The sequence below is a fragment of the Peredibacter starrii genome, assembly GCF_034259205.1.
GTDB lineage: Bacteria > Bdellovibrionota > Bacteriovoracia > Bacteriovoracales > Bacteriovoracaceae > Peredibacter > Peredibacter starrii.
Genome location: NZ_CP139487.1, coordinates 3,017,172 through 3,041,931, shown reverse-complemented (window position 1 = coordinate 3,041,931; position 24,760 = coordinate 3,017,172). Strand labels below are relative to the sequence as shown.

24 protein-coding genes are annotated in these 24,760 nt (G+C 43.7%); 10 read left to right on the top strand and 14 right to left on the bottom strand.

Annotated elements, in window-relative coordinates; translation table 11 throughout:
- Together hemC and SOO65_RS15145 are read right to left on the bottom strand one after the other, a co-directional pair.
- Positions 1-1,464, bottom strand: a complete 1,464-nt coding sequence (hemC, locus tag SOO65_RS15150; RefSeq protein ID WP_407676967.1) for a hydroxymethylbilane synthase — start codon at positions 1,462-1,464, stop codon at positions 1-3.
- A 64-nt stretch (positions 1,465-1,528) separates the two neighbouring features.
- The gene (locus SOO65_RS15145; RefSeq protein WP_321391964.1) at positions 1,529-2,461 is read right to left on the bottom strand and encodes an NAD(P)-binding domain-containing protein; all 933 of its coding nucleotides are present in this window, start codon (positions 2,459-2,461) and stop codon (positions 1,529-1,531) included.
- A gap of 450 nt (positions 2,462-2,911) precedes the next feature.
- On the opposite strand from SOO65_RS15145, the gene SOO65_RS15140 reads away from it, so the two are divergent.
- The 10 genes from SOO65_RS15140 (at position 2,912) to SOO65_RS15095 (ending at position 11,147) form a co-directional block, all read left to right on the top strand.
- A complete protein-coding gene (locus SOO65_RS15140) occupies positions 2,912-4,585 on the top strand; it encodes a Na/Pi cotransporter family protein (protein WP_321391961.1) in 1,674 nt (557 codons plus the stop codon).
- Between the two features lie 98 nt (positions 4,586-4,683).
- Positions 4,684-5,466: a protein-L-isoaspartate O-methyltransferase family protein gene (locus tag SOO65_RS15135; protein ID WP_321391958.1), complete on the top strand. Its 783-nt coding sequence runs from the start codon at positions 4,684-4,686 to the stop codon at positions 5,464-5,466.
- Between the two features lie 65 nt (positions 5,467-5,531).
- Positions 5,532-6,578 carry a guanosine monophosphate reductase gene (locus SOO65_RS15130; protein ID WP_321391947.1) on the top strand — a complete coding sequence of 349 codons (1,047 nt, stop codon included), beginning with the start codon at positions 5,532-5,534 and terminating at the stop codon, positions 6,576-6,578.
- 6 nt (positions 6,579-6,584) lie between these two features.
- Positions 6,585-8,357, top strand: coding sequence for a 1-acyl-sn-glycerol-3-phosphate acyltransferase (locus SOO65_RS15125; protein ID WP_321391944.1), 1,773 nt, complete (start codon positions 6,585-6,587; stop codon positions 8,355-8,357).
- Positions 8,354-8,800: a hypothetical protein gene (locus tag SOO65_RS15120; RefSeq protein WP_321391941.1), complete on the top strand. Its 447-nt coding sequence runs from the start codon at positions 8,354-8,356 to the stop codon at positions 8,798-8,800. Before SOO65_RS15125 ends, SOO65_RS15120 begins: the two co-directional genes overlap by 4 nt.
- A gap of 102 nt (positions 8,801-8,902) precedes the next feature.
- Complete coding sequence (gene infC / locus SOO65_RS15115) at positions 8,903-9,403, top strand: translation initiation factor IF-3 (protein ID WP_321391938.1); 501 nt, start codon at positions 8,903-8,905, stop codon at positions 9,401-9,403.
- Positions 9,404-9,486: 83 nt separating this feature from the next.
- A complete protein-coding gene (gene rpmI, locus SOO65_RS15110; protein ID WP_321391935.1) occupies positions 9,487-9,687 on the top strand; it encodes a 50S ribosomal protein L35 in 201 nt (66 codons plus the stop codon).
- Between the two features lie 101 nt (positions 9,688-9,788).
- Positions 9,789-10,133: a 50S ribosomal protein L20 gene (rplT, locus tag SOO65_RS15105; protein WP_321391933.1), complete on the top strand. Its 345-nt coding sequence runs from the start codon at positions 9,789-9,791 to the stop codon at positions 10,131-10,133.
- Positions 10,134-10,336: 203 nt separating this feature from the next.
- Positions 10,337-10,756 (top strand): integration host factor subunit alpha, encoded by a 420-nt coding sequence (locus tag SOO65_RS15100; protein WP_407677017.1) that lies wholly within the window; start codon positions 10,337-10,339, stop codon positions 10,754-10,756.
- A 25-nt stretch (positions 10,757-10,781) separates the two neighbouring features.
- Positions 10,782-11,147 carry a MerR family transcriptional regulator gene (locus SOO65_RS15095; RefSeq protein ID WP_321391927.1) on the top strand — a complete coding sequence of 122 codons (366 nt, stop codon included), beginning with the start codon at positions 10,782-10,784 and terminating at the stop codon, positions 11,145-11,147.
- Here SOO65_RS15095 and SOO65_RS15090 read toward each other — a convergent pair.
- From SOO65_RS15090 to gspD, 12 genes are read right to left on the bottom strand one after another with little or no spacing between them, the layout of a single operon-like run.
- Positions 11,131-12,021, bottom strand: coding sequence for a polyprenyl synthetase family protein (locus tag SOO65_RS15090; RefSeq protein ID WP_321391924.1), 891 nt, complete (start codon positions 12,019-12,021; stop codon positions 11,131-11,133). The genes SOO65_RS15095 and SOO65_RS15090 overlap by 17 nt on opposite strands.
- 9 nt (positions 12,022-12,030) lie before the next feature.
- Complete coding sequence (locus SOO65_RS15085; RefSeq protein WP_321391922.1) at positions 12,031-12,948, bottom strand: hypothetical protein; 918 nt, start codon at positions 12,946-12,948, stop codon at positions 12,031-12,033.
- A complete protein-coding gene (locus SOO65_RS15080) occupies positions 12,948-13,598 on the bottom strand; it encodes a hypothetical protein (protein ID WP_321391919.1) in 651 nt (216 codons plus the stop codon). The genes SOO65_RS15085 and SOO65_RS15080 overlap by 1 nt, the downstream gene beginning before the upstream one ends.
- Before the next feature lies 1 nt (position 13,599).
- Positions 13,600-15,189 carry a pilus assembly protein PilM gene (gene pilM / locus SOO65_RS15075; protein WP_321391909.1) on the bottom strand — a complete coding sequence of 530 codons (1,590 nt, stop codon included), beginning with the start codon at positions 15,187-15,189 and terminating at the stop codon, positions 13,600-13,602.
- Between the two features lie 47 nt (positions 15,190-15,236).
- Complete coding sequence (locus SOO65_RS15070; protein ID WP_321391906.1) at positions 15,237-16,610, bottom strand: type II secretion system minor pseudopilin; 1,374 nt, start codon at positions 16,608-16,610, stop codon at positions 15,237-15,239.
- Positions 16,597-17,625, bottom strand: coding sequence for a PulJ/GspJ family protein (locus tag SOO65_RS15065; protein WP_321391903.1), 1,029 nt, complete (start codon positions 17,623-17,625; stop codon positions 16,597-16,599). Before SOO65_RS15065 ends, SOO65_RS15070 begins: the two co-directional genes overlap by 14 nt.
- Positions 17,594-18,157 (bottom strand): type IV pilus modification PilV family protein, encoded by a 564-nt coding sequence (locus SOO65_RS15060; protein WP_321391900.1) that lies wholly within the window; start codon positions 18,155-18,157, stop codon positions 17,594-17,596. The genes SOO65_RS15065 and SOO65_RS15060 overlap by 32 nt, the downstream gene beginning before the upstream one ends.
- The gene (locus SOO65_RS15055; protein ID WP_321391897.1) at positions 18,154-18,855 is read right to left on the bottom strand and encodes a pilus assembly FimT family protein; all 702 of its coding nucleotides are present in this window, start codon (positions 18,853-18,855) and stop codon (positions 18,154-18,156) included. Before SOO65_RS15055 ends, SOO65_RS15060 begins: the two co-directional genes overlap by 4 nt.
- Complete coding sequence (gspG, locus tag SOO65_RS15050) at positions 18,827-19,273, bottom strand: type II secretion system major pseudopilin GspG (RefSeq protein WP_321391894.1); 447 nt, start codon at positions 19,271-19,273, stop codon at positions 18,827-18,829. Before gspG ends, SOO65_RS15055 begins: the two co-directional genes overlap by 29 nt.
- Positions 19,274-19,285: 12 nt before the next feature.
- Positions 19,286-20,500, bottom strand: coding sequence for a type II secretion system inner membrane protein GspF (gene gspF, locus SOO65_RS15045; RefSeq protein ID WP_321391891.1), 1,215 nt, complete (start codon positions 20,498-20,500; stop codon positions 19,286-19,288).
- Between the two features lie 3 nt (positions 20,501-20,503).
- Entirely contained in the window at positions 20,504-22,234 is a 1,731-nt protein-coding gene (gene gspE, locus SOO65_RS15040; protein WP_321391888.1) for a type II secretion system ATPase GspE, read from the bottom strand.
- A gap of 3 nt (positions 22,235-22,237) precedes the next feature.
- The gene (gene gspD, locus SOO65_RS15035; protein ID WP_321391885.1) at positions 22,238-24,760 is read right to left on the bottom strand and encodes a type II secretion system secretin GspD; all 2,523 of its coding nucleotides are present in this window, start codon (positions 24,758-24,760) and stop codon (positions 22,238-22,240) included.

The following is a 24,760-nucleotide window of genomic DNA, read 5'->3' as shown; positions in this document are numbered from 1 at the left end:
TTATTTTCCTAATGAGTAAAACTCTTCCATCGAAGCGACAGTGTGAACTCGCACCCCTGCCTTTTGAAATTCTTGCCATGTTTTGCCCAGACCACAGAAGTGGTGAGCATGAGAAAGCTCAGGGAACTTCAGCATGAAGGCCTGATATTGCGGAAAGCTTGTCCAATAACAAGCACCCACTTCTTTGAGTTTCTGGTGATATTCTGGAGTCACATGTTTTTCCACGCGCTCGTAGCAACCAATCACTTCACCCAGATCTGATGTGCCCATATGGTGAGTAAGAACGTTCCATGATTCATCCAGGTGCGGATGAATGATCTTCAAGGCCTTCGAAGATTTAAGTGCAACCAGATCATCCGTGCCTAAGCTATCAGAAGTTCCGTTGACCCAGAAACCTTGGGCAACAAGATCACGCAGAGACTTAGTACCTGCGGCCCAGAGACCTTGAGGCTTAGTTGAATTCTTCAAAGTATCGACACAGTAGCGAGAAGTCACAAACAAGTGCTTCTTATCAAGTGTCAGTTGTTTTGCTTCTGGTTTCTTCTCAAGATATTCGTCATAAACGATGCCAGGTTCTGATCCAAAAGGAAGACCTACAAAAAGTTTTCCAGTAACTTTCGGGTGGTTTGAATTCTCAAGCCACTTTTTATCAATGCGCTTTCCATCAACTTCACCAGCGTGAACGTTAAGGAAAGTGTCGCCAATTTGTCTTACGTGAATACCAACCGCTAAGTGGCAGCCACCGCCATATTCTTTGAAGGCCTTTCTTTCACGATAAACTTCTTCTACTGTACGAGGGTGAGCAAGTTTTGAAATGTATCCAAAAAGTTTTCCACCATCATTACGGCCTTCCTGCATTTCAATTCCGAGTGCGCCTTGAGAAGCAGCAGAAGGGAAGGTGCTTTGAGGAAGAACCAGATAGTTCATACCAGCAAGAAGCTCAGAAAGTTCAGCGTGAGATTTTTCAGTGTGAGCAAGGCGCTCAATTCCCGCCAAAGCAAGAGTGATGGCGTGATACTGGCCATCCTGAAGTTTCTTGATACGAGTATTGATGTTCCCACGAAGGGTCTCACACTTGATCGTCGGTTTGCCTGGAATGTATTCATTGAGTGATCGAGTAAGATTCACAATTCTTCTTGGAGAAGAAGTTCCTACGATAAAATCTCCACTCCAGTTTTTAAGAGCATCAACGTTCTTCTGAGGAATCAAAAGAATATCGTGAGCAAATCTTCTTTCTGTTACGGCCGCTAGTTTAATCCCTGCCGGACGTTCAGAACCAAGATCTTTGTATGAGTGAATAACGAGATCAACTTCGCCAGCAAGGAGAGCTTCATCCAATTCTTTTGTGAAGAAGTCTTTTCCTTCTAATTGCCACAAAGGTTTATTGGTAATTTGATCACCTTGAGTTTTGATCAAAACAAGTTCGAACTTCTCGCCGGAAATGCGCTCAAGTTCGTTCTTCATAAGAGTAGATTGTGTCACTGCTAGAAGTGACCCGCGTGTGCCGATTTTGTAAGTGGTCATAGTACTAGAGGTATCTCACGTCCGCATTGATTTGAGGAGTGATAAGGGTAGAAGAAGTGCCGAATTTTTCTTGGAAAAGTGACTGACGCTTCATCGTGAGTGAAAGCATCGCAGCTTTAGCGAGAGCGATCTGAGCTTGTTTTTGACTCTCAATCACTGCGCCTTCAGAAAAGATATCATCTAGACGCACAACACCCTCTTCGAAAGTAAGTGGCGTCTTGATTGTAGAAGGGGCACCAAGGTCAACGAACAGACGATTTTCAAGCTTCGACCAGGTATGGAAGAAGTGTTCATCGAAAAGAACTGAGTTCGCACCAACGGTATTGGCAATAAACGGCTCAGTGACAAGAATATCTCGGTTTTCCCAAGGAATGATATTCAAGCCGTGAGTATTAGCAAGTTCTGCCACTCGTTCAGCGTTACGGGCACAGATTGTAATCTGAGCTTTTTTCTTAAATTGATTGATAAGGTCTTCCGCCATGGCCCCAGAGCCAATGACCACAACATGCTTAGCTTTTGCGCGAGAGATGAGGTGTCTGCGAGTAAGAGAAGCGTAGGTCTTTTGAGAAATACCGATCAAGTACTGAGTGCGGATTTCTTTGGCGTCTTTGAAAAGCTTTTCCAGGATTAGAAGAAGTTTCGTGTCTTTCAGGGTCGAAGAGGCGTAGATTTTGTACGCTTCTTTGAACTGGCCCACGATTTCATTTTCACCTATAAGTTTACTTTTAAGACCACAAATTGTTTCCAGCAGAAATAAGTAAGCGTCCTGACCTTCAACCAATGCGTGCTCGGGAAGTTTTTCGTGGTGAAAAGGGTAGATATCATATGCTAAAACGAGTGTGCGCTGGCATGTACGGAGTACAAATGCATGACTGGCCAGCTCATCATTGTTGAGCTTACCTGATTCAAAGTTCCAGAGCTGGAGGCGATTTAACATGGGCTAATCTTAAGATTTTTTGGCCAGATTTTTGTCATAGAAGTGTCATAAGCGATCAAAATATGGGAAAAAATCCGGGCCAATTAAAATTTATCGAGCTCAGGTTTCTTGACACATTCTTCACAAACACTTTATCTCATCTTTGCTAATCTCTTCACCTTTTGGAAAAACAGCCTATGACAAATTGGTTGAAATCACGCTTTTTGGCCTTCGATAAGAGGGTTGATGGAGCTATATCTTTTTTTGTTAAGCACTATGGCAAAACCAAATTCATGGTGGCCATGTCTAAAAAGGCCCAATATTTGGGGCTGGAAAAGCTGTTTCTAAAAGGGCCCAAGGCATTTGTTTACTTTTTTTTATTTTATTTGATTCGAGATACCATTCTCTACATTTTAATTCCCATAGCTTTTGCCATCTGGGTTGATTAGAGAACGCTGTGAAGGAGAGTTGATGGAAGCATTTACTATTATTTACACCCTGTTAGGGGGCCTTGGGATTTTCTTCTTCGGAATGAAATTCATGTCTGATGGTCTGCAAGCGGTGGCCGGAGACGTGATTCGGAAGATTATTAATTCCATCACTTCTAACCGGTTTATGGCGGTTGGAGTAGGGCTACTAGTTACTTGTATTATTCAGTCTTCTTCTGTCACAACTGTTATGACCGTGGGTTTCGTAAACGCCGGTCTTATGAATTTGACCCAAGCGATTGGGGTCATTTTCGGTGCTAATATTGGTACCACAATCACGGGTTGGATCATCTCCATCAAAGTCGACAAATACGGACTTCTTCTTGTTGGTCTTGGCTTCATTCCAGGTCTTTTTTCAAAATCAGAAAAATGGCAACATTTGGGCCGCGCTGTTCTAGGTGTGGGTCTGGTTTTCATTGGTCTTCAAACCATGTCGAGCGCCTTTGTCCCTCTTCGTGACAATCAGGCCTTTTTAGATTCGATTGCTTATTTCTCTGGCGAGCATTACGGCGCTTATATTGCTTCAATCTTGATGGGTTGTTTACTCACGATGATTGTTCAATCGTCTTCTGCCATGCTGGGGATTACGATGGCCCTCGCAACTTCTGGAGTCATCCCATATCATACAGCTGTGACGTTAGTTCTTGGTGAAAACATTGGAACAACAGTTACCGCGATTCTTGCTTCTATTGGTGCCACTGTTAATGCTAAAAGAGCGGCACGAGCTCACGCGCTTTTCAATGTTTTCGGTGTTTGCGTGATGCTCATGATCCTTCCTTATTATTTTGATATCGTGAATTCTCTGATTCCTCAGGACGCCCGCTATATTGCTCCTGATGGATCGGCACCTTATGTGGCCCAGCATATCGCTCTTGCTCACACTCTATTTAATTTGACGGCGACATTGCTTTTCATCCCTTTCATCAACCAATTGGCAGCACTGGTGACGAAACTCACTCCGGACAGAGCCGAGAAAGAAGTTCCTCATCTATTAATGCTTGGTGATCCTTCTAACATGCTACCTGCGGCCTCAATGGCACAAGCAGAGTCAGAAATTAAGAAGATGCGAGATATCGTTGAGAGAATGTACAAACTCAATCGTGAATTCTGGTTCAAAGATGATTACGATCCAAAGATGCTCGCCAAAATCATCGATTATGAGCGCATCACGGATAATATTCATAAAGAAATCACAGTTTTCCTTTGTTACGTGATGGAAAAACCGATGTCGCACCATCAGTCGGAACAAATTCAGGCCATGATCAAAATTACTGATGAGCTTGAAAGTGTCGCCGATTATATCGAGCGTCTGGCAAATTATCGCGATCGTTTCAAGTCGAATGAAAAACTTGATGGTGAAAGCCGTACTGAGTTCTTCAGTTTTATGGACGAAGTATGGGTCTTCTTTGAGATGGTCAGCATTGGCTTCCAAAACTCTGAGGATATGGACATGAGCCGTATTGAGGCCAAGTCTCATGAGCTTCAGCTTTGGGCCGATAGTATGCGTGAGAAGCATTTGGATCGAATTTCAAAAGGAAACTATTTACCAGTAACCGCACTGACTTATTCAGATATGGTTGTGGCCCTTAGAAAAATTCGTGCTCACTCGCTTCTTATGGCCGGGGCCATTGAGAACTTCAATTCTAAACACGAGTAATTATTAATTGCGCACTGATTCGTCCGACGCCGGACGAGTCAGTGCAGCATGTTTGTCTGCAAAATGACCTTCGTAATGTTCTGAGCTCAAATGGGTCCATGAACTACGAACCATATCTCGAAAAACTTCTTAACTATTCCGTCTCCCGTTATCATCTTTCTCCTGAGATCGCAGAGGCCTATCGAAAATCTCCTCGGCATTTATTCATTCAGGAAAATTACAGCATGGAAGAGATGTACGCGGATTATCCTCTAGGGATATATCAGGATGAGCGCTTCATCTCGACTATTTCTCAACCTTCTTTTGTGCTCTTGATGCTCGACATGCTGGACCTTCATCCTGGACAAAAAGTGATTGAATTAGGAGCGGGAAGTGGGTGGAATGCGGCCCTCATGAGTCATCTGGTTGGGCCCTCTGGTAAGGTCATTAGTCTCGAAATAATTCCCGATCTCGCTCGGGCGACCCAGAAAAATATTCAAAAAATGAATCTTCCTAATTTAGAGATTTTGCTAGCGGATGGAGCAGAAGGATATGCGCCGGAAGCACCCTACGATCGGGGAATTTTCACTGCCGGAGCTTCAGATTTACCTCGCGCTTTTCATGAGCAAATCAAGGTTGGAGGAAAACTTTTGTTTGTACTAAAAGGTTTTCGTTACTCTGATCAGCTCCTTTTGTTGGAGAAAAAAGCGGACCATTTTGAGTCTCTGGACACTCTGGCCTGTAGTTTTGTTCCTTTGAAAGGGGAGCATGAAACTTATCCTGAACCAGAATTCGATCAGATCATTGAAAGCCGCAACAAAATCTTAATATATCCGAACCGCCCGGATTTGCCGGCAAGTGATCGAAAAGTCGTGAGGGAAGATTCGGTATTTTTCTTCTAGTAGACATTACCTCTCTCCCTTTGGCATGATTGGCCGTACACCTAACATTTACCAAGGAAATTTTCATGGGATTGATCTTCTCAGCAAATGATATTTTGGAAAGATCGCGTGGTCTAACTTTCGATGACGTTCTACTAATGCCTAAGCATTCAGAGATGAACTCTCGTCGTGCTCCAAATCTTGAAACTAAGGTGACAAAAAACTTCACCCTGAAAACTCCGATCATCTCTGCCAACATGGACACAGTTACTGAGTACCAGATGGCGCTAAAGATGGCCGAGCTTGGTGGACTTGGTATTCTTCACCGTTTTATGTCTCCAGAGGAGCAAGTAAGACAAGTGAAGCTTCTAAAAGATGCAAAAGTTCTGGTTGCTGCTTCAATCGGTGTGAAAGAAGACGGTATGAGAAGAGCTGATATGCTGGCAGATGCTGGTGTTGATATCTTCACCATCGATATCGCTCACGGCGACTCGGTGATGATGTTTGAAACTCTTGATTACGTAAAAAAGAAATATCCTAAGATCGACGTGATCGCAGGAAATACAGCGATGCCAGAAGGTGTTCGCGGAATGATCGAGCACGGTGCTGATGCCGTTAAAGTAGGTATCGGTCCAGGCTCAATGTGTACAACTCGTATCATCACTGGTTGTGGTGTTCCTCAGTTAACAGCAGTTGCCATGTGTGTTCTGGAAGCTCGTAAGCATAACATTCCAGTTATTGCTGACGGTGGTATCAAGACTTCAGGTGATATCGTGAAAGCTTTCGCGGCCGGCGCTCAAACAGTTATGCTTGGTTCAATGCTTTCAGGTTGTCTTGAAACTCCAGGCGAAATCGAAGGTGGGCGCAAGCGTTACCGCGGTATGGCCTCTAAAGACGCACAAGTGTCATGGCGTGGCGAACTTCCTACAGGTATGGCCGCAGAAGGTGAGGCACGTTGGGTCAACTGCAAAGGCTCAGTAGAAAATATTGTTCACGAGCTTACTGGAGGCGTGAGATCAGGTATGACCTACCTTAACGCGTTCACATTAGCGGATATTAATAAAAATGCCCGTTTCATGGAAATGACTGCCTCTGGTATGATGGAGTCGAAACCACATGGACTTAACCTTTAGGACGGCATGTTTTCTGATAATGCATTAGATATCGTTTTAACTTATCCAAAACTTCAAGAGCGTCTTCAGGCCAAGCCTGAGGACGTTCAGAAAATTAAAAAGCTATTCAAAGAAATTCACGGAGAGTTTTCTCCGACTTTAGTTAAGTCTGCTGCTGCTATTGTAGATATGACTTTCTTAAAGCTCTATGATGGTGTGAACCTTGAAGTTCCTCCAGGAATGGATTTCCACGAACTAAAAAAGAAAAACCATATTGTGCTCGTGCCTAACCATCAGTCTCACGCGGACTATGTGGCCCTGACTTACAGTATGTTTAAAAACTTTGAAGTTCCAATTCGAGTTGCGGCCGGAATCAACTTAAACGTTTTCCCACTTGGCCAATTCTTCGGTAAGGCCGGCGCGTTTTTCATTCGCCGTTCATTCACTTCAGATCATCTTTATAAGCTCACGTTTGAAGGCTACATCTACTATCTTCTGAAAACCGATCAGGTAGTAGAGTTCTTCTTTGAAGGTGGACGTACCCGTACCGGTAAACTTTTAAAGCCAAAGTACGGTCTGTTCCAGATGCTTCTTGAGGCCCATTCTCAAATGAAAGAGAAGCCTCTGATGTTCATTCCGGTTTCACTTGCTCACGAGCACATTCCGGAAGAGAAGGCCCACGCCAGAGAACTTGGCGGTGGTAAGAAGGTTCCTGAAAGAGGGGCCCAGCTTTTTAAACTCATTAAACTCGTTAACAAGCGCCTGGGTACAATTCACATTCACTTTGGTGATCCACTCGTGATGAATGGCTTTGAGGGTGACTTAAAAGAAGCCACTCAGAAGCTAGCGTTCTCGTGTTTTACGGCCGTGGGCCGTGGCATGCCGATCACACCTTCATCACTTCTTGCTCTCATTATGCTCGACGAACCGTCGGGTGCTCTTACCTGGAAACAAATCGAAGACCGCGCCATTGACGTGATCGATTACTGCCGCGCTCTTAAAATCCCGATGACTCCGTCTCTGGATTGCGATTCTTTCCGTGATTCTCTTCGTTCTGCCCTTGATATGTTTATCGGGAACAAAAAGATCGAAGTTCTTAAACGTGAAAAGCTGAATCAGGTATACTACGTGATTAAGGATGAGCGTCGTGTGGAAGTTCTCTACCACAAGAACATGATCCTTCATCACTTCTTAGTACCTGCTATCATTAATGCTACTTGGTTTAACGTTTTCAACGGTTCAATCAAAGACGGCATGCAACTGACTCGCTTCCTTATGGCAAAACGTAAGGAACTTAAGTACGAGTTCTACCTTCCTTCAGCAAAAGAAATGATCAAAGAAGCTCTGAACATTATCTCTTACGCCCTTGGAAGAAGGGTGGAGTCGCTGGAAGAGTGTATGAAACTCTCTTCGCAGGAGCTTTACCAACTTGCGACTAAAGTTCGTCGTTTCTCGACCGCACTTTCATATCTTTACGAGGCCTACTACATTTCAAGTCTTGCCGTGAAATACCTCTCGCAAGAGAACTTCACACAAGAGCGCTTTATTCAGGTGGCGAAAGAACTTTTCGCGCTTGAGATCGAGCATGGAAGAGTCGTGAAGTACCCAGAGTCATTTGCAGTGCCAATCATTAAAGATACTCTGATTTATCATCAGAACGCTAAAGTGATTGATCGAAACGAAGACCGTACGTTTAAAGTGGTCGATCAGGCGAAACTTGATGAATCGATTGAGAAGTTCATCCGTGATCTAAATGATCAGGTGGCCATTAATCTTAAATTCAATAAGGCCCTGCCGTGATGAATTCGCTCCTCGCTAACATGCGATGGATCTGTGTTCCTTCGGATTCCATGGGCCAGGACTGGCTTCAAAAGAGCCAGGAACTGGACGATCGCCTTCCTCATGAGGGGATGGATCTGGCAGAAGAGGCCGTTTATTTACTCTTTTCCGATACCCCGAGCGAAATGCTGGAGGGAAATGGAAGGGCTCTTATAGCAAGATCGGTCATTGGACCGAAAAAGAATCTGGAAGCTCCTCTCAAGCTGATTGATTGGAAGGCCGCTCCAGTATGGCGTGAGAAGCTTGTAGGGGAGACCCTGCAGGAACTCCTGGAAGACGCAGAGGAAAAGCGTTTACGGGCCCAAAAGGCCACAAAAGCGTTCGCAAAACCCTTTAGCATTTGCGTCCGTCGACGACTGGTACCTGGACTTGTGCTTGAAACGGAAGTTATCTTCCATGAATGAGGCTTGTCAGGTTATTCAAAGCGTTGTAATTTTTCATTTATTTAGAAAGACCCCAAACACTTCTGGAGGTGGGTTATAAGCGAGAAAGTTCAAGAACCACGTGTGAATGAGAGAATTCGTGCTCATGAAATCCGTTTACTCGGAGACGATGGTAAGGCCTACGGGATTGTTACTCTGGCCCAGGCACGTATTATGGCCGATTCAGAAGGATTGGACCTAATCGAAATTTCTCCGAATGCTGTTCCACCAGTCGTGAAGATGATGGATTACGGTAAGTATAAATACCAAATCCAGAAGAAACTTGCTGAAGCTAAGAAGAAGCAAGTTGTGATCGAGATCAAAGAGATCAAGTTCCGTCCAAACATCGAAAAACACGATATGGAAGTGAAACTGAATCACATTGAAAAATTCCTTGATCATGGGGATAAAGTTAAGCTACTTATGCAATTCCGCGGACGTGAGATGGCCCATAAAGAAATTGGTTTGGCCAAGTTCGATGAAATCGTGAAACAGATCCTTGAGAAGGGTGCTGTGATCGAAGCTCCGTCTAAAATGATGGGGAATCGAGTAATTGCGATGGTTGCCCCAGGCAAGAAAAAATAGTACGAAAACACTTTAAATATGAGTTATCCCGTGATAACTTCATGCACTCTTTTAAGGGTGCATTTTTTTTGGGAGTCCATAATATGGCTAAGATGAAAACTAAGCGTGCAGCTGCAAAACGCTTCAAAGTAACAGCTACTGGTAAAATTAAGTATAAGAAGGCTCACCTTCGTCACTTACTTGTAAACAAGTCTAAGAAAGCGAAGAAAGATAAGAACACTCCGGGTTACGTTCACCCAGGTGATTATCATAACGCCGCAATGTGTATTCCATACCTAGTGTAGTTTTTTGATCGCGCCTCTGGCGCGATTTTATATTAATCAAGAGTAGTGAAATAGGGTTAAGTGACAATTAGTCCCCCTATGAACGAAGAAGGAGAGCCATCATGGCACGTGTAAAACGCGGTTTTAAAGCCCGCCAACGTAGAAACAAAGTACTTAAACTAGCGAAGGGTTTCCACTTCGACCGTCGTACGAAGTATAAGCATGCTTCTGAGACAGTTCGTCGTGCTCTTCATTACGCATTCATCGGTCGTCGTCTTCTTAAGAGAGATGTACGTAAGCTTTGGATCGTTCGTATCAATGCTGGAGCTCGTATGCTTGGCACTTCTTACAGCCAGTTCATCTCTGGTCTTAAGAAGAAAGATATTACGATCAACCGTAAGATGCTTTCTGAGCTTGCAGTTCATGACTTCAACGCTTTCAAAGCTATCTTTGAAGCAACTAAGTAATTCTTATTGAGAAGGCCCCGTAAGGGGCTTTTTTTTCGTCCAGTCTTTCAAAGAAATCTATTTATAATCTGCCCAAATCATCGAAATTTCGAAGAAAACGGATTTTTTTTCTCTTGAACTAATCCTGTTTACTGCTAACCTATTAATAATTCTAAAAAATTGGCGATAAGCTTTTGAAACTTCATGGGAGATTTTCAATGAGCATGACTAAGGCAGACATAGTAGAGCGTATCTACAAAGAAGCAGGATTCTCGAAGAAAGAAGCTGCGGAATTAGTAGATCTCGTCTTTAAAGTAATTAAAGACACTCTAGCAAAAGGCGAGAAAGTTAAAATTTCTGGTTTCGGGAATTTTTCTATTCGCGACAAAGCAACTCGTATCGGTCGTAACCCTCAAACGGGAACTGCGATGAATATTAGTGCACGTCGTGTACTAACTTTCAAACCTTCGCAAATTCTAAAAGAGGACATCACTGAGCGATATTCTCACCGTCTAGATGAGAACGGAAAAGAGAACACAGCTCTTCCGATTAAAGAAGCAAAACCACGTGCACTAAGCTCGTTCCTGAATAACGAAGACGATACCGTCTACGATGATGGTGACGATGACGACAATGACGAATAGTCTCGTGCTTTGATGGCCTCTCTCCATGTCGATTCCGAATAAATCCAATTTCAAATTTCAAGAGCTCACCCCGATTACCGGGGTGAAGCCTTATGTAATCAGGTATTGGGAAACTGAATTTCCTGAGATTGCTCCCTTCGATTCAGAGGGTGGGCAGAAGATTTATGCTCGTAAAGACGTTGAAGCAATTCTTCGAATTAAGAAGCTTTTGTTTGAAGAAAAACTTTCTATTCCTGAAGCAAAAGCACGCATGCAAGCAGCACCTGAAGAGGCTGCAGTCGCACAAGTTCCGGCGCCGGTAGTTGATACTGCTGCAATGGAAAATGTTAAAAATCAGATTCTAAAATCACTCGATTTTATTCGCGATATAAAGTTTAAACGAAAGTGGTAAGCCACTCACGAAGTGCGCGCAAATCATCCCCGGAATTCTGCTCAATAATGGCAAACTTCTTCAGAAGATTGTCCTGATTTGCTTTGAAATAATCCTGAAGCATTTTTTCAACGTGAGTAAGGCGATGCTTGAATGTAATTGCCGTTAAGCGCATATGAGAAAGGCGAAGTTCATTCAGTGCTTTTTCTCCATTGCTAATGAATGGATTGATCGCTTTTTCGTGAGGGGAAACTTCGGTTTCTGTCAGATCAGATAAATCATCCAGGAGCTGAAAGCTCACGCCAATTTCACGGCCTAGACGGAAAAATTCGATTTTTCCTCTGAGAGTTACCTTTGGTGAGAGAAGATATGAGCCCAGAGTTGCAAGTTGGATCAGGCGCGCGGTCTTTAGTTCATGAATGCGAACGACATTTTGAATATCAACTTTCCCATCTGCTGCAAGATCTCGGAACTGTCCTTCGATGAGACCCTTGGCACCCGTCGCCCAGGTCATGAGCTTATGAATATTACGAGCACGAGGATGATCCATTTCCATCAATTCACCGAACGAAGCGATGAGAAGAGCGTCGCCCGCGAGAATGGCCTTCCATTCGCCAAAATGCGCGTGTGTAGAAGGTTTTCCACGTCTCATGAGATCATTGTCCATGGCCGGAAGATCATCGTGAACGAGGGTATAAGCGTGGTGCATTTCGATGGCACTCGCCAGATGCAAATGGGCTTGGGTTAACTCGTGATTCAGATCCAGGGCCAGAGCTTCCACCAAGCGAGGACGAAAGAGTTTTCCGGCAGGGAAAACTGCATAATCCATCACTTCTAAAAGTTCTTTGTGAAAAGTCGTTTTATTTAAGGCTTTATGAATGGCCTCGGTGAGCATGGCAAATCCTTACGGTGCAGACGGTTTTGGCGCCCCCAATGTACCACCTAAACGGATTTGATAAAAGCCATCTTTTTGCGTGAATGACTGAAACATCATATCAATCAGAGGAAGTTGCTGCTTGAAAGTCTCAGAGAAGGCCACTTCACCACCAAGATTGATTGGTGAGAAAGCAATGGCACCTTCTTGAAGATCGATGCGTCCTTTGAAGTTGGCGCGAAGGGGAGAATCGGCATCACCCAAAATCAACTTATCAACGTTCAGACGAGGAGAGTTTTCTGAATTTGCCTCGATTCTTAGAGTGTTGATTTTAAGATTTGGTGCAGTGAAGCCCTGAATACTTTGAGAAGGAATCTGCAGGTCTTTTGATTCAGCTAGAAGTGAAAGACTCTTAACTAAATTGTTGGAGAGGATCACACTAAGATCCACTGTTACGTTTCCAGCAAGTTTGAAGTTCCCACCAAGAAGAGGCTGAATGCGGTTTAGAGCGATGGTCTGGTCCTTTAGACGCACCATACGCTGGCCAAATCCCTGAACAAAATAAACTGTCAGTGGCTGGCCATAAAGCTCAGTGTCTAAGCGGAAAGGAAGACCAAATGGAGCGAAATTAATTAATTGGTAGTTCAGTGTCACGTGACTGAAGTCCAGAGTATCACCAGTGCGACCAAGGCAGCTTGCCGGAAGTTTTAGACCCGAGACCACGATTTTTGGCATGATCCATTCCATGCGGATCTGATCGAAGTCCGGATTACAGCCAGTACCTTTCAAATTACTTTTTAGGAAAACTTTAAGCTTATCACCAATCGGGTAGTAGCTCATGAAGGAGAAGACAAAAAGAAAGAAGACTATCAGGACATAAAAGATGACCTTGATCTTACTTTTATAATTGATGTTATCCAGAGAAGTTAATTCTACTGAAGCGGCCATTATTCTTCCTCTTCGGTGTTCTGAGCGTTACTGAAGTGAATTGCGTGAAACTGACCCTGAAGAAGACCAGTGTCATTGTTACGTTTAATGTCCACACTTTGAATGCGGAATTTCTCACGTTGAATCATGTTCACGAAGATATTCATGAGTTCATCATTAGTGATGTTTGAGAAAGCGAAATCCGCCTCAGATTTCATCACCACGGGAGAGATCATCTCGCCGTTGTAGTTTTTCACCTGAATTTTTGAAAGTTCAATTCCCGCTGCCGAAAGCATATTCGACATACGCGAAGACATCATGTCCTGGCCATCAATTGGATTTTGAGAAAGAACTGCAGGGAAGATCTCGCGAAGTCCCTGATTCTGGCCGATGATTTCATTTGCCTTCGTAATAAGCGCCTGACGAGTCGCCAGATCGGCCTTAAGTGTATTGTTCTGCCAATAAACAAGTCCAAGAACCATTGTCGGAAGAAGGAAGATCAAAAGGATCACAGCGGCCTTGAAGAGTTTCTGTTGCTCTTCTTCGAGACCGTTATAGAAGTCCTGTAGATTATTATATCCAGGAGTCAGCTTAAATTTATCGATGCGATCAAAAACTGAACGATCGATTTTCTTAAACATTGGAATCGAGGTGTTTACGTCTTCAACCATATTAGTTACCTGAAGCTGTTACAGTTAATTGCATTTTAGTCTGATCAATCTGCGCCGTAAGGTCGTTCAAGGTAGAACGTTCAAATGCGGCCTTAAGATTATTAAGCTCATCCATCGTCTCAGAAGTGAAGACCGCAGTGATTTCGCCCACGTCAGTTGATTTGAACTCAACCATCGTCGCACCTTGAGCACTTGCTGCAATTTGGCTCACATGAACCAGAGGAGAAAGGGCCTGGATTTCAATCGCTGATTGAAGAGTTGAAATTTCCTGACGAACACCACGCTGCTTTTTAACAAGAGCGTCGTAGACCGGTTTGGGATTTTGCTGAATAGAACGACGAAGACGACTGCTGATCATAAGCTCGTCGTTTTTCATCACGTTGGCGATTTTTGCATTCACCGCCTTAATGTCACGCTCGATGAAGAAGCGTTCAGCAAAGAGCGATACTGCCAGAATCAGGGCGGCCGCTGCCACTCGAACTCCAATGAAAGAGAAAGAGTAGAGAGGAACTTCTGATGTTGAGGCCTGAGCAAATTTACCGGTAAGAAGGTTGATGAAGCGGTTCTTTCTACGGAAACCGATCGCCATCATATTTACCAGAGCAAATTTAGATTTATTCTTTGGATTTAGATCAACTTTTTCGCCTTCAACTTTCTCGAAGCTCTCAAGCAGAGTAACTTTGGTGTCCCACTTTTCAGTCAGGAAGTTGGCAATGTTCTTAATGTTCGATGTACCACCGCAGATGAATACATGTTGAACTGCCAGACCAAAATTCACTTTGAAACCAACTTTCCAGCGTAGGAAGTCAGAAACAAGTGGTGAGAACACACGCTCCATTGAATGAGCGAATTCGCTTTGAGTCGCCTCTACTTCAGCGTATTGAGAAGAAGTCAGAAGGAAAGCGTTTTGGTGCTTATAGAAAATCGCCTCATCCGGATCGATCTTATAAGTTTGAGCGATCATTTCGTTTACATGCGTACCACCCACGTAACTTACGTGAGTCATAAGTAGGCGAGAGTTGTAAAAGAAATAGGCCTTCGTTGTTTTGTGTCCCATATCGAGAACACAGAACGGACCGGCCATCGGATTTTGATTGAAATAGTTTTCAACACTTGAAGATTCAGTTGTTAGAACATTCGGCAGAACGTTTTTACTGCGGAGAAGTTCATAGTATGGTTCAAAAATGTTTTCACGAACCAGTTCCACTAGAGCAGTAAACTGAGTTTTTTGAGCTTCCATACGATAAGCATAGTGAATCTCACTAAGCGCGTAAGGAATGTCTTCTTCAAGTAGGAATGGGAGCATGAGTTCCGCTTTCTTTTTGCTCTTCACCGGAAGAGTAAGAAAACGTGTCGTCATCATTTCATGATTGGCCGGATAGATGATCTTGGTATCAGGACGTGCGACAGAATCGATAATTTCCTGAACGATTTTTGCCTGCGCCTCTTCAACCGTTAATTCGGAATGATCACTTAGAAAATCACGAACAATGATTTCACTCATGTCGACGTGATTGATCTTCCTTTTATCAACGAAAGAGGAAACATACTTTACACTGTAGGATCCGATATCAATGGCTAATACATGCATAGTATTATTTTAACCAGAGACTGGAAATAAAGCCTAGTAATTACTGATTAATTGATTTGGATTTCTATAATACGTGGTTCAAGTAGTTGAGCGTTTTGATTTGCGCCTGCAGTGTTACCACCAGTCGTCGCTCCGCCTGTTGTTGAGCCGGTAGTAGAACCGCCGGTCGTTGTTCCCGTAGTGTTACCAGTAGTGCCAGTTGTACCAGCTGTGTTTTGGCCAACGGAGTTTTTTGGTAGAACCACAAAGGCCACAAGTGTGTAGTTGGAACGGTTGTAGGAACCTTCAGAGACGATTCTAAAAAGGTTAGGGTTTGATCCGAAGCTAATGCCTTTTTGTTGGAAAAGCTTCATACGATTATCAAAATCCGTCTCGTTCATCAGACGCTCTTGTTGAACGATGTACTTTTTGAAATCTTCCAGTGTGTTTAAGAATCTTGGTTGTTCCGGATTATCTCTCCACAGGAAAAATTCCTTGATGTCGTCCTCAGTTGCCTGAGGAATAAGGATCTTAAACATGTTGAGAGTAAGTTTGTTGAAATCAATTTGTGTTGATGGATAAACACTGAATTCATTATGAATAAGTTCAATCAGCTCATCGTCCCAACCCGGAATTGTATAAAGCTCACTCGCTGAACTTAGAGGACCAAACTTTGGAGCAAGAGGAACTTGTTGGAAGTTTGATTCAGCTTCACCGACTAATGGATCCTGGTTCATACTTTGATAATCTGACATGTAGTACTTTAGATTTGTCAGAAGTTCCTGGTAATTAATGGAACCATATCGATCAGCAAACGATTCATCTTTTTCTTTCTTGTCATCCACCAGACGCTTAAGGAGATAAAAGAGAGACTGATCCACAGATACATCTGTCAGGATTGCGCCTTCGTTCATATTAAGGGTCGAATTATGATCCATTCCGTCTTCTGCATTCGGGTCAGGATTAAATTTGGTCATATCAATACGAAGCATATTGAGGTTCAGGCGGTTTGAAATATTCTGGATCGAGACCTTCATCTGGCCATCAAGCAGAGATTCAAATTGAAATTTATCTACGGTGTCCTTGAAAGCTCGGGTGGCGTTTCCTCCCACCGGAATGGGATACATGAAAGGTACTTCCCATAACTGGTTTAGGAGCTGAGAAGAAACCGCCTGCTTGGCGTTCTGGTTACCTTGAACGTAATTGTAGGCCTCTTTGTAGAGACGCAGACGAGTAATTGCGAGCTGAAGACCTGACTCGGCCAGGAGTTTGGCCTGCGAGCGGTCTAGAATATTGGTCGCTTTGATACGACTGATTTTCGATTCAAAAGTAAATTCACCATAAATGGCCATGAGAATGATAATGGCAGTCAGAATCATCATGAGCGCAATACCGCGTTCATTATTCATGATCTTTTGGAGGTCTTTTCTAAAACCCATCATTACCTCCATCCTGATTTCCCATGTTCACGCCAGTCGTTCCTGCGGTTGCTCCACCCTGAGGAGTAGTGGTGGTAGTCGCCTGGTCTTGTGGCGCTTGAAGTGGCCAGTGAGTGCGGAAAATACGAGACGTGGTTCTCTTATTGCCTGCAGAATCGTACCAGGTCACAAGCATGCGCACACCGTGCAGAACACTCTCACCCTGAGGAACAGTTTTAATATTGGTTTCCCACTTACGGCGGTTTAAGTTCCAGAACTGGAACTCCAGGGCCTCAACATTTCTAAGAAGGACCGCACCTTTAACTCTATCAACGTCATCAATGTTGATGCGTTTATCAGAATAAGGATCATCGGCCGTGTAGTAACGAACTAAACTTCTGAGGGATTTCGGAACATTTGGATTTTCTTCTTTACCCTCGTCACTCGGAAGTTCCTGTTGAGCTGCAAGCGCATAACGGACCCAGGCAAAGTGAGATTGCTTCATATTTTGAAGCTTTCTACGGTTTGAAGAAGTGAAAAACTCAAAAGTACTCTTATCAGGAGAGTAAAAGCGAGGAATCGGATAGCCTTCTTTTGAAACTGCTGAAAAGTGCTCGTTTCGTTCAAAGCGAGTCACTAGTTGTTCATAATATTGCTGAAGGAGGGGACTGTTCATAGCGCCACCTTGAGCACCTTGTTGGGCGGCACCTTGAGTAGAGCCCGTGGTATTTCCCACGAAACCACCATCACTTCCGTCATTTCCAAACTGGTTCATGTTGTTTTGATTCATATTCATGACAGTCGAGAAGTAGAGCGGAGAATAAATCTGAGCAAAGTCCCACTCAAAACGACTCATGGCCGTTTCGATCTGAAGATTGTTTTTATTGATCTCAGTTGTGCGGTCTTTAGTGAGAAAAGCGTTTTCAGTAACGTTTACAACGGCGAGTGTAATGAATGCCAGAAGAGTAATGGCAATTAAGATCTCAATTAATGTAAAACCTCGGTCATTAAAAACCGATGTTGAGCTGGATCTTTTCATTATAATTCGTCAGATAAGTTGAAAGTGTATAACTGTACTTTGTGTCTTTATTGGTAACTGTCACTCTGGCCTGCCAGATGACACGTTCAATGTTCTTTTTAAGTTCCTCGAAAACCATTTTTTCTAAGCTGGCATTTCTATTTCCGCTGTTTTGGTTGTTACCAAAATAGTTTCCTTCGTAACTGTCTTTTGCTTCTTCAGAAGTCGCGTCTTTTTGAGCAAAGAGTTGAGCAAAGTCAGGAACCGTGAGTTTCTTCATTTCCAATGTGTACTCAAAATTTTTAAGGTCCGACTCTTCAAAAGTCTTGGTCTCTTTCAAATTAGTCTGAGCATTGGAAAATTTTGGAGGATCAATCACCAGTTCATTGATTTTTCTTTCACAAAGTTGCTGAAGCATCAGTTGTTCTTCAGAAAGAGTAGAGTCGGCAACGTTATAACCCTGACTGGTTAGAAAAGCCGTAACGAAAAAAGCAAACAGGGTCAGGGCAATCATGACCTCTAAAAGTGAGAACCCTTTTTGATTTTGCTTCATCGACCGATCCACTGCTTGTAAGTTTCTTCTACTCTAGTTTGAAGGATATCTTCCAGTTTGGCCACGGAGTCTGAGCTGAGAACTTGGAAGCCAGCATTGGTTTCTGCCATAAATGGTTCAATCTCTAGAAAGGCGAACTCCTCATTGGTAGAGAAAAATACAATGGCACCATCTTTTTCACCAGTCGGATAGAAATAAATAGAGGCATCATTATCAGTAAAAAGTCGTTTTTGTGCAGAAGTTGCCAGACCCAAGATGGTCACGTCCGGATGAATTTCGCGTTTAATTTCTTCGAACTCTTCCACTTTCGTAAAGTTTCGATCAAGGGCCGCGTTTCTTTCTTTCTCGGCCTTCTCTTCCGCCAGAGAGAGGCCAGAAGTCTTAACTGGCAGATCAGGCAAGGCAAGGTTACCGGCCGGGCCATATTCCACAGTATATTCCACAGGAGCTTTATCAAGCGAGAAGCGAAGTCGGACAACGGTATTTCTTAGAACAGCTTCGTTGGAAGCAAAACGGACGGAGCGATCGATATCATCGATGGTCGTTTGTAAGTCTCTATGTTTTTGAGCGCTATCACCAGAAGGTACGGCCAGGAAAACCAGAGCACCTAAAAGAAGGGCCACCAGGATTTCAATTAATGAAAATCCGGATTGGTGGCCCTTATGAGAATTAAAGATCTTTTGAATTGATGTCGGCATCAGCACCTTCACCACCTTCGGCGTTATCAGCACCTAGGGAGATGATGGTAAATGTTTTACCGTCTGATTCGTAAATGTACTCACCATCCCATGGATCTAGAGGTACTTTACCACCTTCGATATAACCGCCTGGAGCATAACGCTTACATTCACGGCCACCTGTTGGCTTTTCAACTAGAGCATCAAGACCCTGGTCAGTAGTCGGAATGAAGTTACAGTCACGACGGAATTCTTTCAGACGCTCTGAAAGAGAACGAATTTGAATTTTAGCAGTTTGTACCTGACCTTCTTGAAGACGTTCAGTTACTTTACCGGCAACGAATGTACCAGCAAGACCTAGTAGGGTCAGGGCGATCAAGATCTCGATCAAGCTCATCCCGTTTTGAGACGCTACGATCTTTGTAGTATTTTTCAGCATAAGAGCTCCTTCTTAACTAATTTTGTTCAGATCCATCATCGGAATAACTACGGCGAACACAATGAAACCTACGGCAACACCGAGACAAATCATCATAATCGGTTCAAGGATCGAGGTCAGTCCACTGATTTTCGATTCTACTTGATCCTCATAGTTTTCCGAAATAATTTTTAGCATCGGCTCTAATTCCCCTGAACGCTCACCCAGACGAATCATATGGGTAACCAGGGCCGGAAAATATCCACTTTGAATCAGTGGGTTCGTAATTGAAGCACCTTCTGAAACTGAAATTCGAGCCTTTTCCACTGCATCTTTCATATGCACATTCGGAATAAGGTTTTTCACGATATTCAATGCCGTTAAAATTGGTACCCCTGAGTTCATCAGTGTTCCGAGAGTCGAGCAAAAACGGCTTACGTTGATCATTTTAATCAACATTCCAAGAACTGGCAATTTTAACTGAAGGGAGTGCCACTGAGCGCGTCCCTTATTGGTGTTAAGGTATTTGTTTAGAAGGAATGCGCCACCAATAATGGCAGCAATCATGAGCCACCAATAGTTTTGCAGGAACTCCGAAATCCAGATACAAACTTTGGTAATGAAGGGAAGTTCACGCTTAGTCGACGTGAAGATCTTCGCCATCTTTGGAATAACAAAGATGAAAATAACGTTCATCATAGCAAAACCAAAAACTGCCATAATAACCGGGTAGGTCATGGCACCTTTGATTTTGTTTTTAAGTTTCACTTGAGCTTCGGTAAAGTCGGCAAGACGAAGAAGTACGATTTCAAGTGTACCTGATGCTTCGCCGGCCTCAACCATGTTTACATATACCGAGTTAAAAACCTTCGGGTGATCCTGAAGGGCCTTTGCTAATGAAGCACCTTCATTTACCTTTTGTCTTAGATCCGCCAGAACCAGACGTAGGGTAGCGTTATCAACTTGGTCTACGAGGGCAGCAAGGGCCTCAACGATCTGAATCTTTGCTTTAATAAGTGTCGCAAGCTGACGAGTCATCATCGCCAGATCTTCTACGTTCACACTTCCACGTAATTGAAGAAGACTACTTCCACCTGAAGTACCTTGGGCCTTTTGTTCGCGGATATCAATTAGCATGATTCCCATGGATTTAATCTTCTGCTTGGCAGCAGCGATACTTTCCACGTTAACCGTGTTCTTAATTTCCTTTCCGCTTCGATCCATTCCTCGATAAGAGTAAATAGGCATAAATTATTCTGTCTCTTCTGCGTTAATTGCGCGCATTACTTCTTCAACCGATGTGATCCCTTCATAAATTTTATCAAGGGCATCACCACGAAGAGTTCTCATCCCAGCGCGAACCGCCGCTTTTTTAATCGTGGCAGCATCGGTTTTCTGAATAATCAGGGCACGGATTTCATCGTTCATCATCAGAAGTTCTGAAACCACTGTTCGACCAGAGTAACCGGTATTTGAACAGCGACCACAACCAACTGGTTTGAAGATGGTGGCACTATCAGGAATATCATTCACATCAAGAATCACTTTTTCAAAATCTGAAAGAGTGGTTCTTTGTTTACATGCCGAGCACAGCGTACGAATAAGTCGTTGGGCCAGAACACCTGCAAGCGATGATGAAATCAAGAACGGCTGAACACCCATATCGATCAAACGAGTAGGTGCCGAAGAAGCATCGTTGGTGTGAAGAGTAGATAATACAAAGTGACCCGTTAACGAGGCGTTAATCGCGATCTCTGCCGTCTCTCTATCACGGGTTTCCCCGATCATCACCACATCCGGGTTTTGACGAAGAATCGAACGAAGGGCCACCGCAAAGGTAAGTTCAATTTTGTGATTTACCTGGATCTGAGAGATACCAGGAATTTCATACTCTACCGGATCTTCCACAGTGATGATCATTTTATCCGGAGTTTTAATTCTATCTAAGAGAGCGAAGAGAGTCGTTGTTTTACCGTGACCTGTTGGACCGGTAACATAAAGAACCCCGTGCTTACGTCCGCCTAGCTCTTGAAGTCCTTCAAGAACTTTACCGCGGAAACCAAGAGTTTCAAGGTTCAGGGCCGTGTTGTTCTTCTCGAGTACACGCATAACGATACGTTCGCCGGACTGAATAGGCACAGTCGAAAGACGGATATCGATATCTTTACCGGCAATTTTAATTTTAATACGACCATCTTGAGGAAGACGCTTTTCAGCGATGTCCAGACGGGCCATAACTTTAATACGTGAAGAAACCGCGGCGTGAGTTTTCTTTGGCTGACGAAGAATTTCAGTCATGACCCCGTTAATACGGAAGCGATAAACCACATCACGTTCATACGGTTCAATGTGAATATCGGAAGCACGCTCTTTAACGGCACGGAAGATAATAGAGTTCACGAAACGAATTACCGGAGCTTCATCGGCCGTGGCATCTAAGATATCGATTGGACCCTCAAGATCCAGGTTCTCTTCAAATTCTTCATCTTCGATCGAGTCAACCAGGTTTCGGTTGGCCTTCTCATAAACGCGGTTAATGGCGTCTTGAATACGAAGTGGGGTAGTACAAATGATCTTGATCTCTTTTTTGTAGATCATGTGAAGATCATTCACCACGTTGAAGTTAAACGGGTTACTCATCAGCACAGTCACTGAGAAATCAGTTTCCATGCAAGGTAGGACCTCATGGTTCTTGGCGTAGTTAATGGAAAGATCTTTTACAACGTTGGCATCGATCTCTTCGATTTTGATATCAGTCTGGTAAGGAATACCAATCTGATGACAAACGATTTTGATGAGATCATGCGGATGGATATAGTTACGCTTTAGAAGAATATCTCCTAAAAGACCACCTTCCACACGTTGTGCCTCAAGGGCCTCATCCAATTGCGAGCGAGTAAGAGAAGTAAACTTGATGAGTAACTCACCAATCTTTTCTTTACTATGCTCTACGTTCTCAAAAACTTCGTTAGATAAACTCATATGTTATTGCACCGATTTTCTAATCTCTTGATAGTCAGGAGTATCGAATTCATCTGATGGGGCGTCCTGATCCGGACCGATGTCTTCATTATTGAGGTTCTTATAATGATCCGCATCAGACAAATCGTAAAGAGGACCGGCAATTTGTGCATCCAACTTCTTATTTAAATCCTCAGATACTTTGGCGTTTGGATCTTTCTCATCCTCGTCAAACATTCCCTGCATACCTCTAGAACGCTTCTCAAGCACTTGTTTTGTGTTAGAAGAGGCAGTTTTAGCATATGGAGAAAGAATCTTCGGAGTCATGAAGAATAGGATATTAACTTTCTCAATCTGACGGCTTTTGTTTTTAAACAACCAACCTAGTACAGGAATATCACCCAAAATAGGTACTTTCGTATTGGCCACTAGTTCACGGTCACGAAGTAGACCACCCATGGCGATCGTATCACGGTCACGTACCATCACTTCAGTGATAGCAGAACGAGTTGTGGTTGGAAGACCTCGACCAGTGTTTTCACCAGACGTTTGTTTAAAGTCATCGATCTTCTGGTTGATTTTAAGTTTCACGAAACGAGTCACTTTGTTGATCTGCGGAGTGATCTTCAAAGAAAGTTTCGCTTCTTGGTTCGTTGTCGAAAAGTTCTGAACCGTACCAGAGATGGTTGAGTTCTGGATAGGTACTGTATCACCAACTTCGAACGTTGCTTCAGTGTTATCCAGGGCCAGAATCTGAGGAGTCGCGAGGATGTTTGTACTAGAGTGAGAAGCAATCGCTTTGATGAAAGCGTTAAGTGCGTTCACACGTTGAGTAGTCGTACCACCACCTGTTGCGTTCGGAACAGTAATTGTACGAGTTGGACCGAAACCAGCTCCGGCGAAGAAACCACCAAGAGAAGTTGGAACACCTGTACTTAAAAGACCTAGTAAGCTTGAAGATTTACTTGTGAAACCAGCACGCTGAGCGTTTCCGTTACCGTAAGCACCAACGTATTCAACCCCGAACGATCTTTCTTTTGCCACGTTCGCTTCAAGGATCAGACCTTCTACGTAAACCTGGTCACGAGGAATATCCAGACGACCAATTACGTCCTTGAGTGTTAACCAGTCAGTAGGAGAGGCAGTTACCACAAGTGCGTTGTTGTTTTTATCAGAAGTAATTTTTACTTCAGCAGAGAAAATCGGGTTTTCTGCCGGACCTGCAAAAGATGTGAAACGGCTTGCACCACCGGCAGCACCATCTTTAGCAGCAGCACCAGTCACGATGCTTGAAAGAGTTTTCGAAAGTTCTTCAGAGTCACCGTAGTTTAAGTAGTAAACGTGAACACGGTTAGAACCAGAAGAGATAAGTTTTACGTCTAGTTTATTGATCAGGTCGCGAAGTTGCTTTGCACCTTCAGCATTCGCCATGGCAATGATTGAGTTTGTTCTAGGTTCAGCGATGATTCGAGAAATCATGCTGGTTGATTCAGAGCCACCACCAGTTGAACCTGTGAAACGTGGAGTAGCAGTACCTGCTCTTCCAGCAGCTCCACCTGAGCCACCTTTAAGAATATTATCCAGAAGCTTCGCGATCTCTTGGGCAGATGAGTTCTTCACTTTAACGATTTGAAGAGACTCTTCGTGACCAGGAACATCCAGGAACTTCACCATTTTCGCCAGACGGTTAATGTTAGAACCAGTGTCTGCGATGATGATAGTGTTGGTTTGTTTAATATCGATGATTCGACCGTAACGAGACATGAAAGGACGGAAGTTACGAGCAATCTCCGCCGCCGATACTGACTTAAGTGAGATAACTCTCATCACGTAGTTTTCAGTATCAGGAGTGTAGTTACCAGTATAGATCTTCGTCGGAGTGTAACGGATATCACGAGCGTTAATAACTTTATAGAAAGCACCAGTCTTGATCAAAGAGTAGCCGGCCATGTTAAGGGCAGCAAGGTAGGCCTTCCAAGCGTCACCCACAGTAATCGGAGTAGGTGCGATGATTGAAACTTTACCTTTAACGTCTTTATCAAGGATCAAGTTTATCCCGGTAAGTTTCTGCATGTGCTTGGTGATTTCCATGATGTCAGTATCAGGAAAATCAAAGCTCTCAACGATTTCAGGACCGAAAGCAGTCTCAGGGTTAAGGTTCACATACTTGCTGTTTTTTGGCTGAGCTTTAAGACCCGGAGAAGGGCGATTCCCAAATGTTGTCTGGTTCGCATCATCATCACTATCTGGTTCGAAAGCATCGTCATCTGAAACTTCAGTTGGATCCGGATCGGCGTCCGCACTTTCAATTTTCTCTGCTGCTTTCAAAGCGGCGGCCGCGTCTTCAGCAGACATTGATTCAATATCATTAGCAGAAGGCTGGGCAGCTTGAGCATCGGCCGGAGGAGTTCCATCTCCACGGTTCGTATTGAAGCGGGTCTGCGAACGGTATTTGTTGAATTGCGCATGGGCCTCATAATTTGACAGCAAAAGGGCCGCAAAAATGAGGGTGCTCATCAAACGCTTATTACGACATCTTGTCTTCAT

Coding starts and splice junctions, on each gene's coding strand:
- SOO65_RS15125 (WP_321391944.1), top strand. CDS start 6,585: ATGTTTTCTGATAATGCATTAGATATCGTTTTAACTTATCCAAAACTT.
- SOO65_RS15135 (WP_321391958.1), top strand. CDS start 4,684: ATGAACTACGAACCATATCTCGAAAAACTTCTTAACTATTCCGTCTCC.
- rpmI (WP_321391935.1), top strand. CDS start 9,487: ATGGCTAAGATGAAAACTAAGCGTGCAGCTGCAAAACGCTTCAAAGTA.
- SOO65_RS15100 (WP_407677017.1), top strand. CDS start 10,337: ATGACTAAGGCAGACATAGTAGAGCGTATCTACAAAGAAGCAGGATTC.
- SOO65_RS15055 (WP_321391897.1), bottom strand. CDS start 18,855: ATGCCGACATCAATTCAAAAGATCTTTAATTCTCATAAGGGCCACCAA.
- SOO65_RS15060 (WP_321391900.1), bottom strand. CDS start 18,157: ATGAAGCAAAATCAAAAAGGGTTCTCACTTTTAGAGGTCATGATTGCC.
- SOO65_RS15095 (WP_321391927.1), top strand. CDS start 10,782: ATGTCGATTCCGAATAAATCCAATTTCAAATTTCAAGAGCTCACCCCG.
- gspD (WP_321391885.1), bottom strand. CDS start 24,760: ATGAAGACAAGATGTCGTAATAAGCGTTTGATGAGCACCCTCATTTTT.
- SOO65_RS15065 (WP_321391903.1), bottom strand. CDS start 17,625: ATGAAAAGATCCAGCTCAACATCGGTTTTTAATGACCGAGGTTTTACA.
- SOO65_RS15130 (WP_321391947.1), top strand. CDS start 5,532: ATGGGATTGATCTTCTCAGCAAATGATATTTTGGAAAGATCGCGTGGT.
- SOO65_RS15090 (WP_321391924.1), bottom strand. CDS start 12,021: ATGCTCACCGAGGCCATTCATAAAGCCTTAAATAAAACGACTTTTCAC.
- SOO65_RS15070 (WP_321391906.1), bottom strand. CDS start 16,610: ATGATGGGTTTTAGAAAAGACCTCCAAAAGATCATGAATAATGAACGC.
- gspF (WP_321391891.1), bottom strand. CDS start 20,500: ATGCCTATTTACTCTTATCGAGGAATGGATCGAAGCGGAAAGGAAATT.
- SOO65_RS15085 (WP_321391922.1), bottom strand. CDS start 12,948: ATGGCCGCTTCAGTAGAATTAACTTCTCTGGATAACATCAATTATAAA.
- SOO65_RS15140 (WP_321391961.1), top strand. CDS start 2,912: ATGGAAGCATTTACTATTATTTACACCCTGTTAGGGGGCCTTGGGATT.
- pilM (WP_321391909.1), bottom strand. CDS start 15,189: ATGCATGTATTAGCCATTGATATCGGATCCTACAGTGTAAAGTATGTT.
- SOO65_RS15145 (WP_321391964.1), bottom strand. CDS start 2,461: ATGTTAAATCGCCTCCAGCTCTGGAACTTTGAATCAGGTAAGCTCAAC.
- gspG (WP_321391894.1), bottom strand. CDS start 19,273: ATGCTGAAAAATACTACAAAGATCGTAGCGTCTCAAAACGGGATGAGC.
- rplT (WP_321391933.1), top strand. CDS start 9,789: ATGGCACGTGTAAAACGCGGTTTTAAAGCCCGCCAACGTAGAAACAAA.
- hemC (WP_407676967.1), bottom strand. CDS start 1,464: ATGAAGAACGAACTTGAGCGCATTTCCGGCGAGAAGTTCGAACTTGTT.
- gspE (WP_321391888.1), bottom strand. CDS start 22,234: ATGAGTTTATCTAACGAAGTTTTTGAGAACGTAGAGCATAGTAAAGAA.
- SOO65_RS15080 (WP_321391919.1), bottom strand. CDS start 13,598: ATGGTTGAAGACGTAAACACCTCGATTCCAATGTTTAAGAAAATCGAT.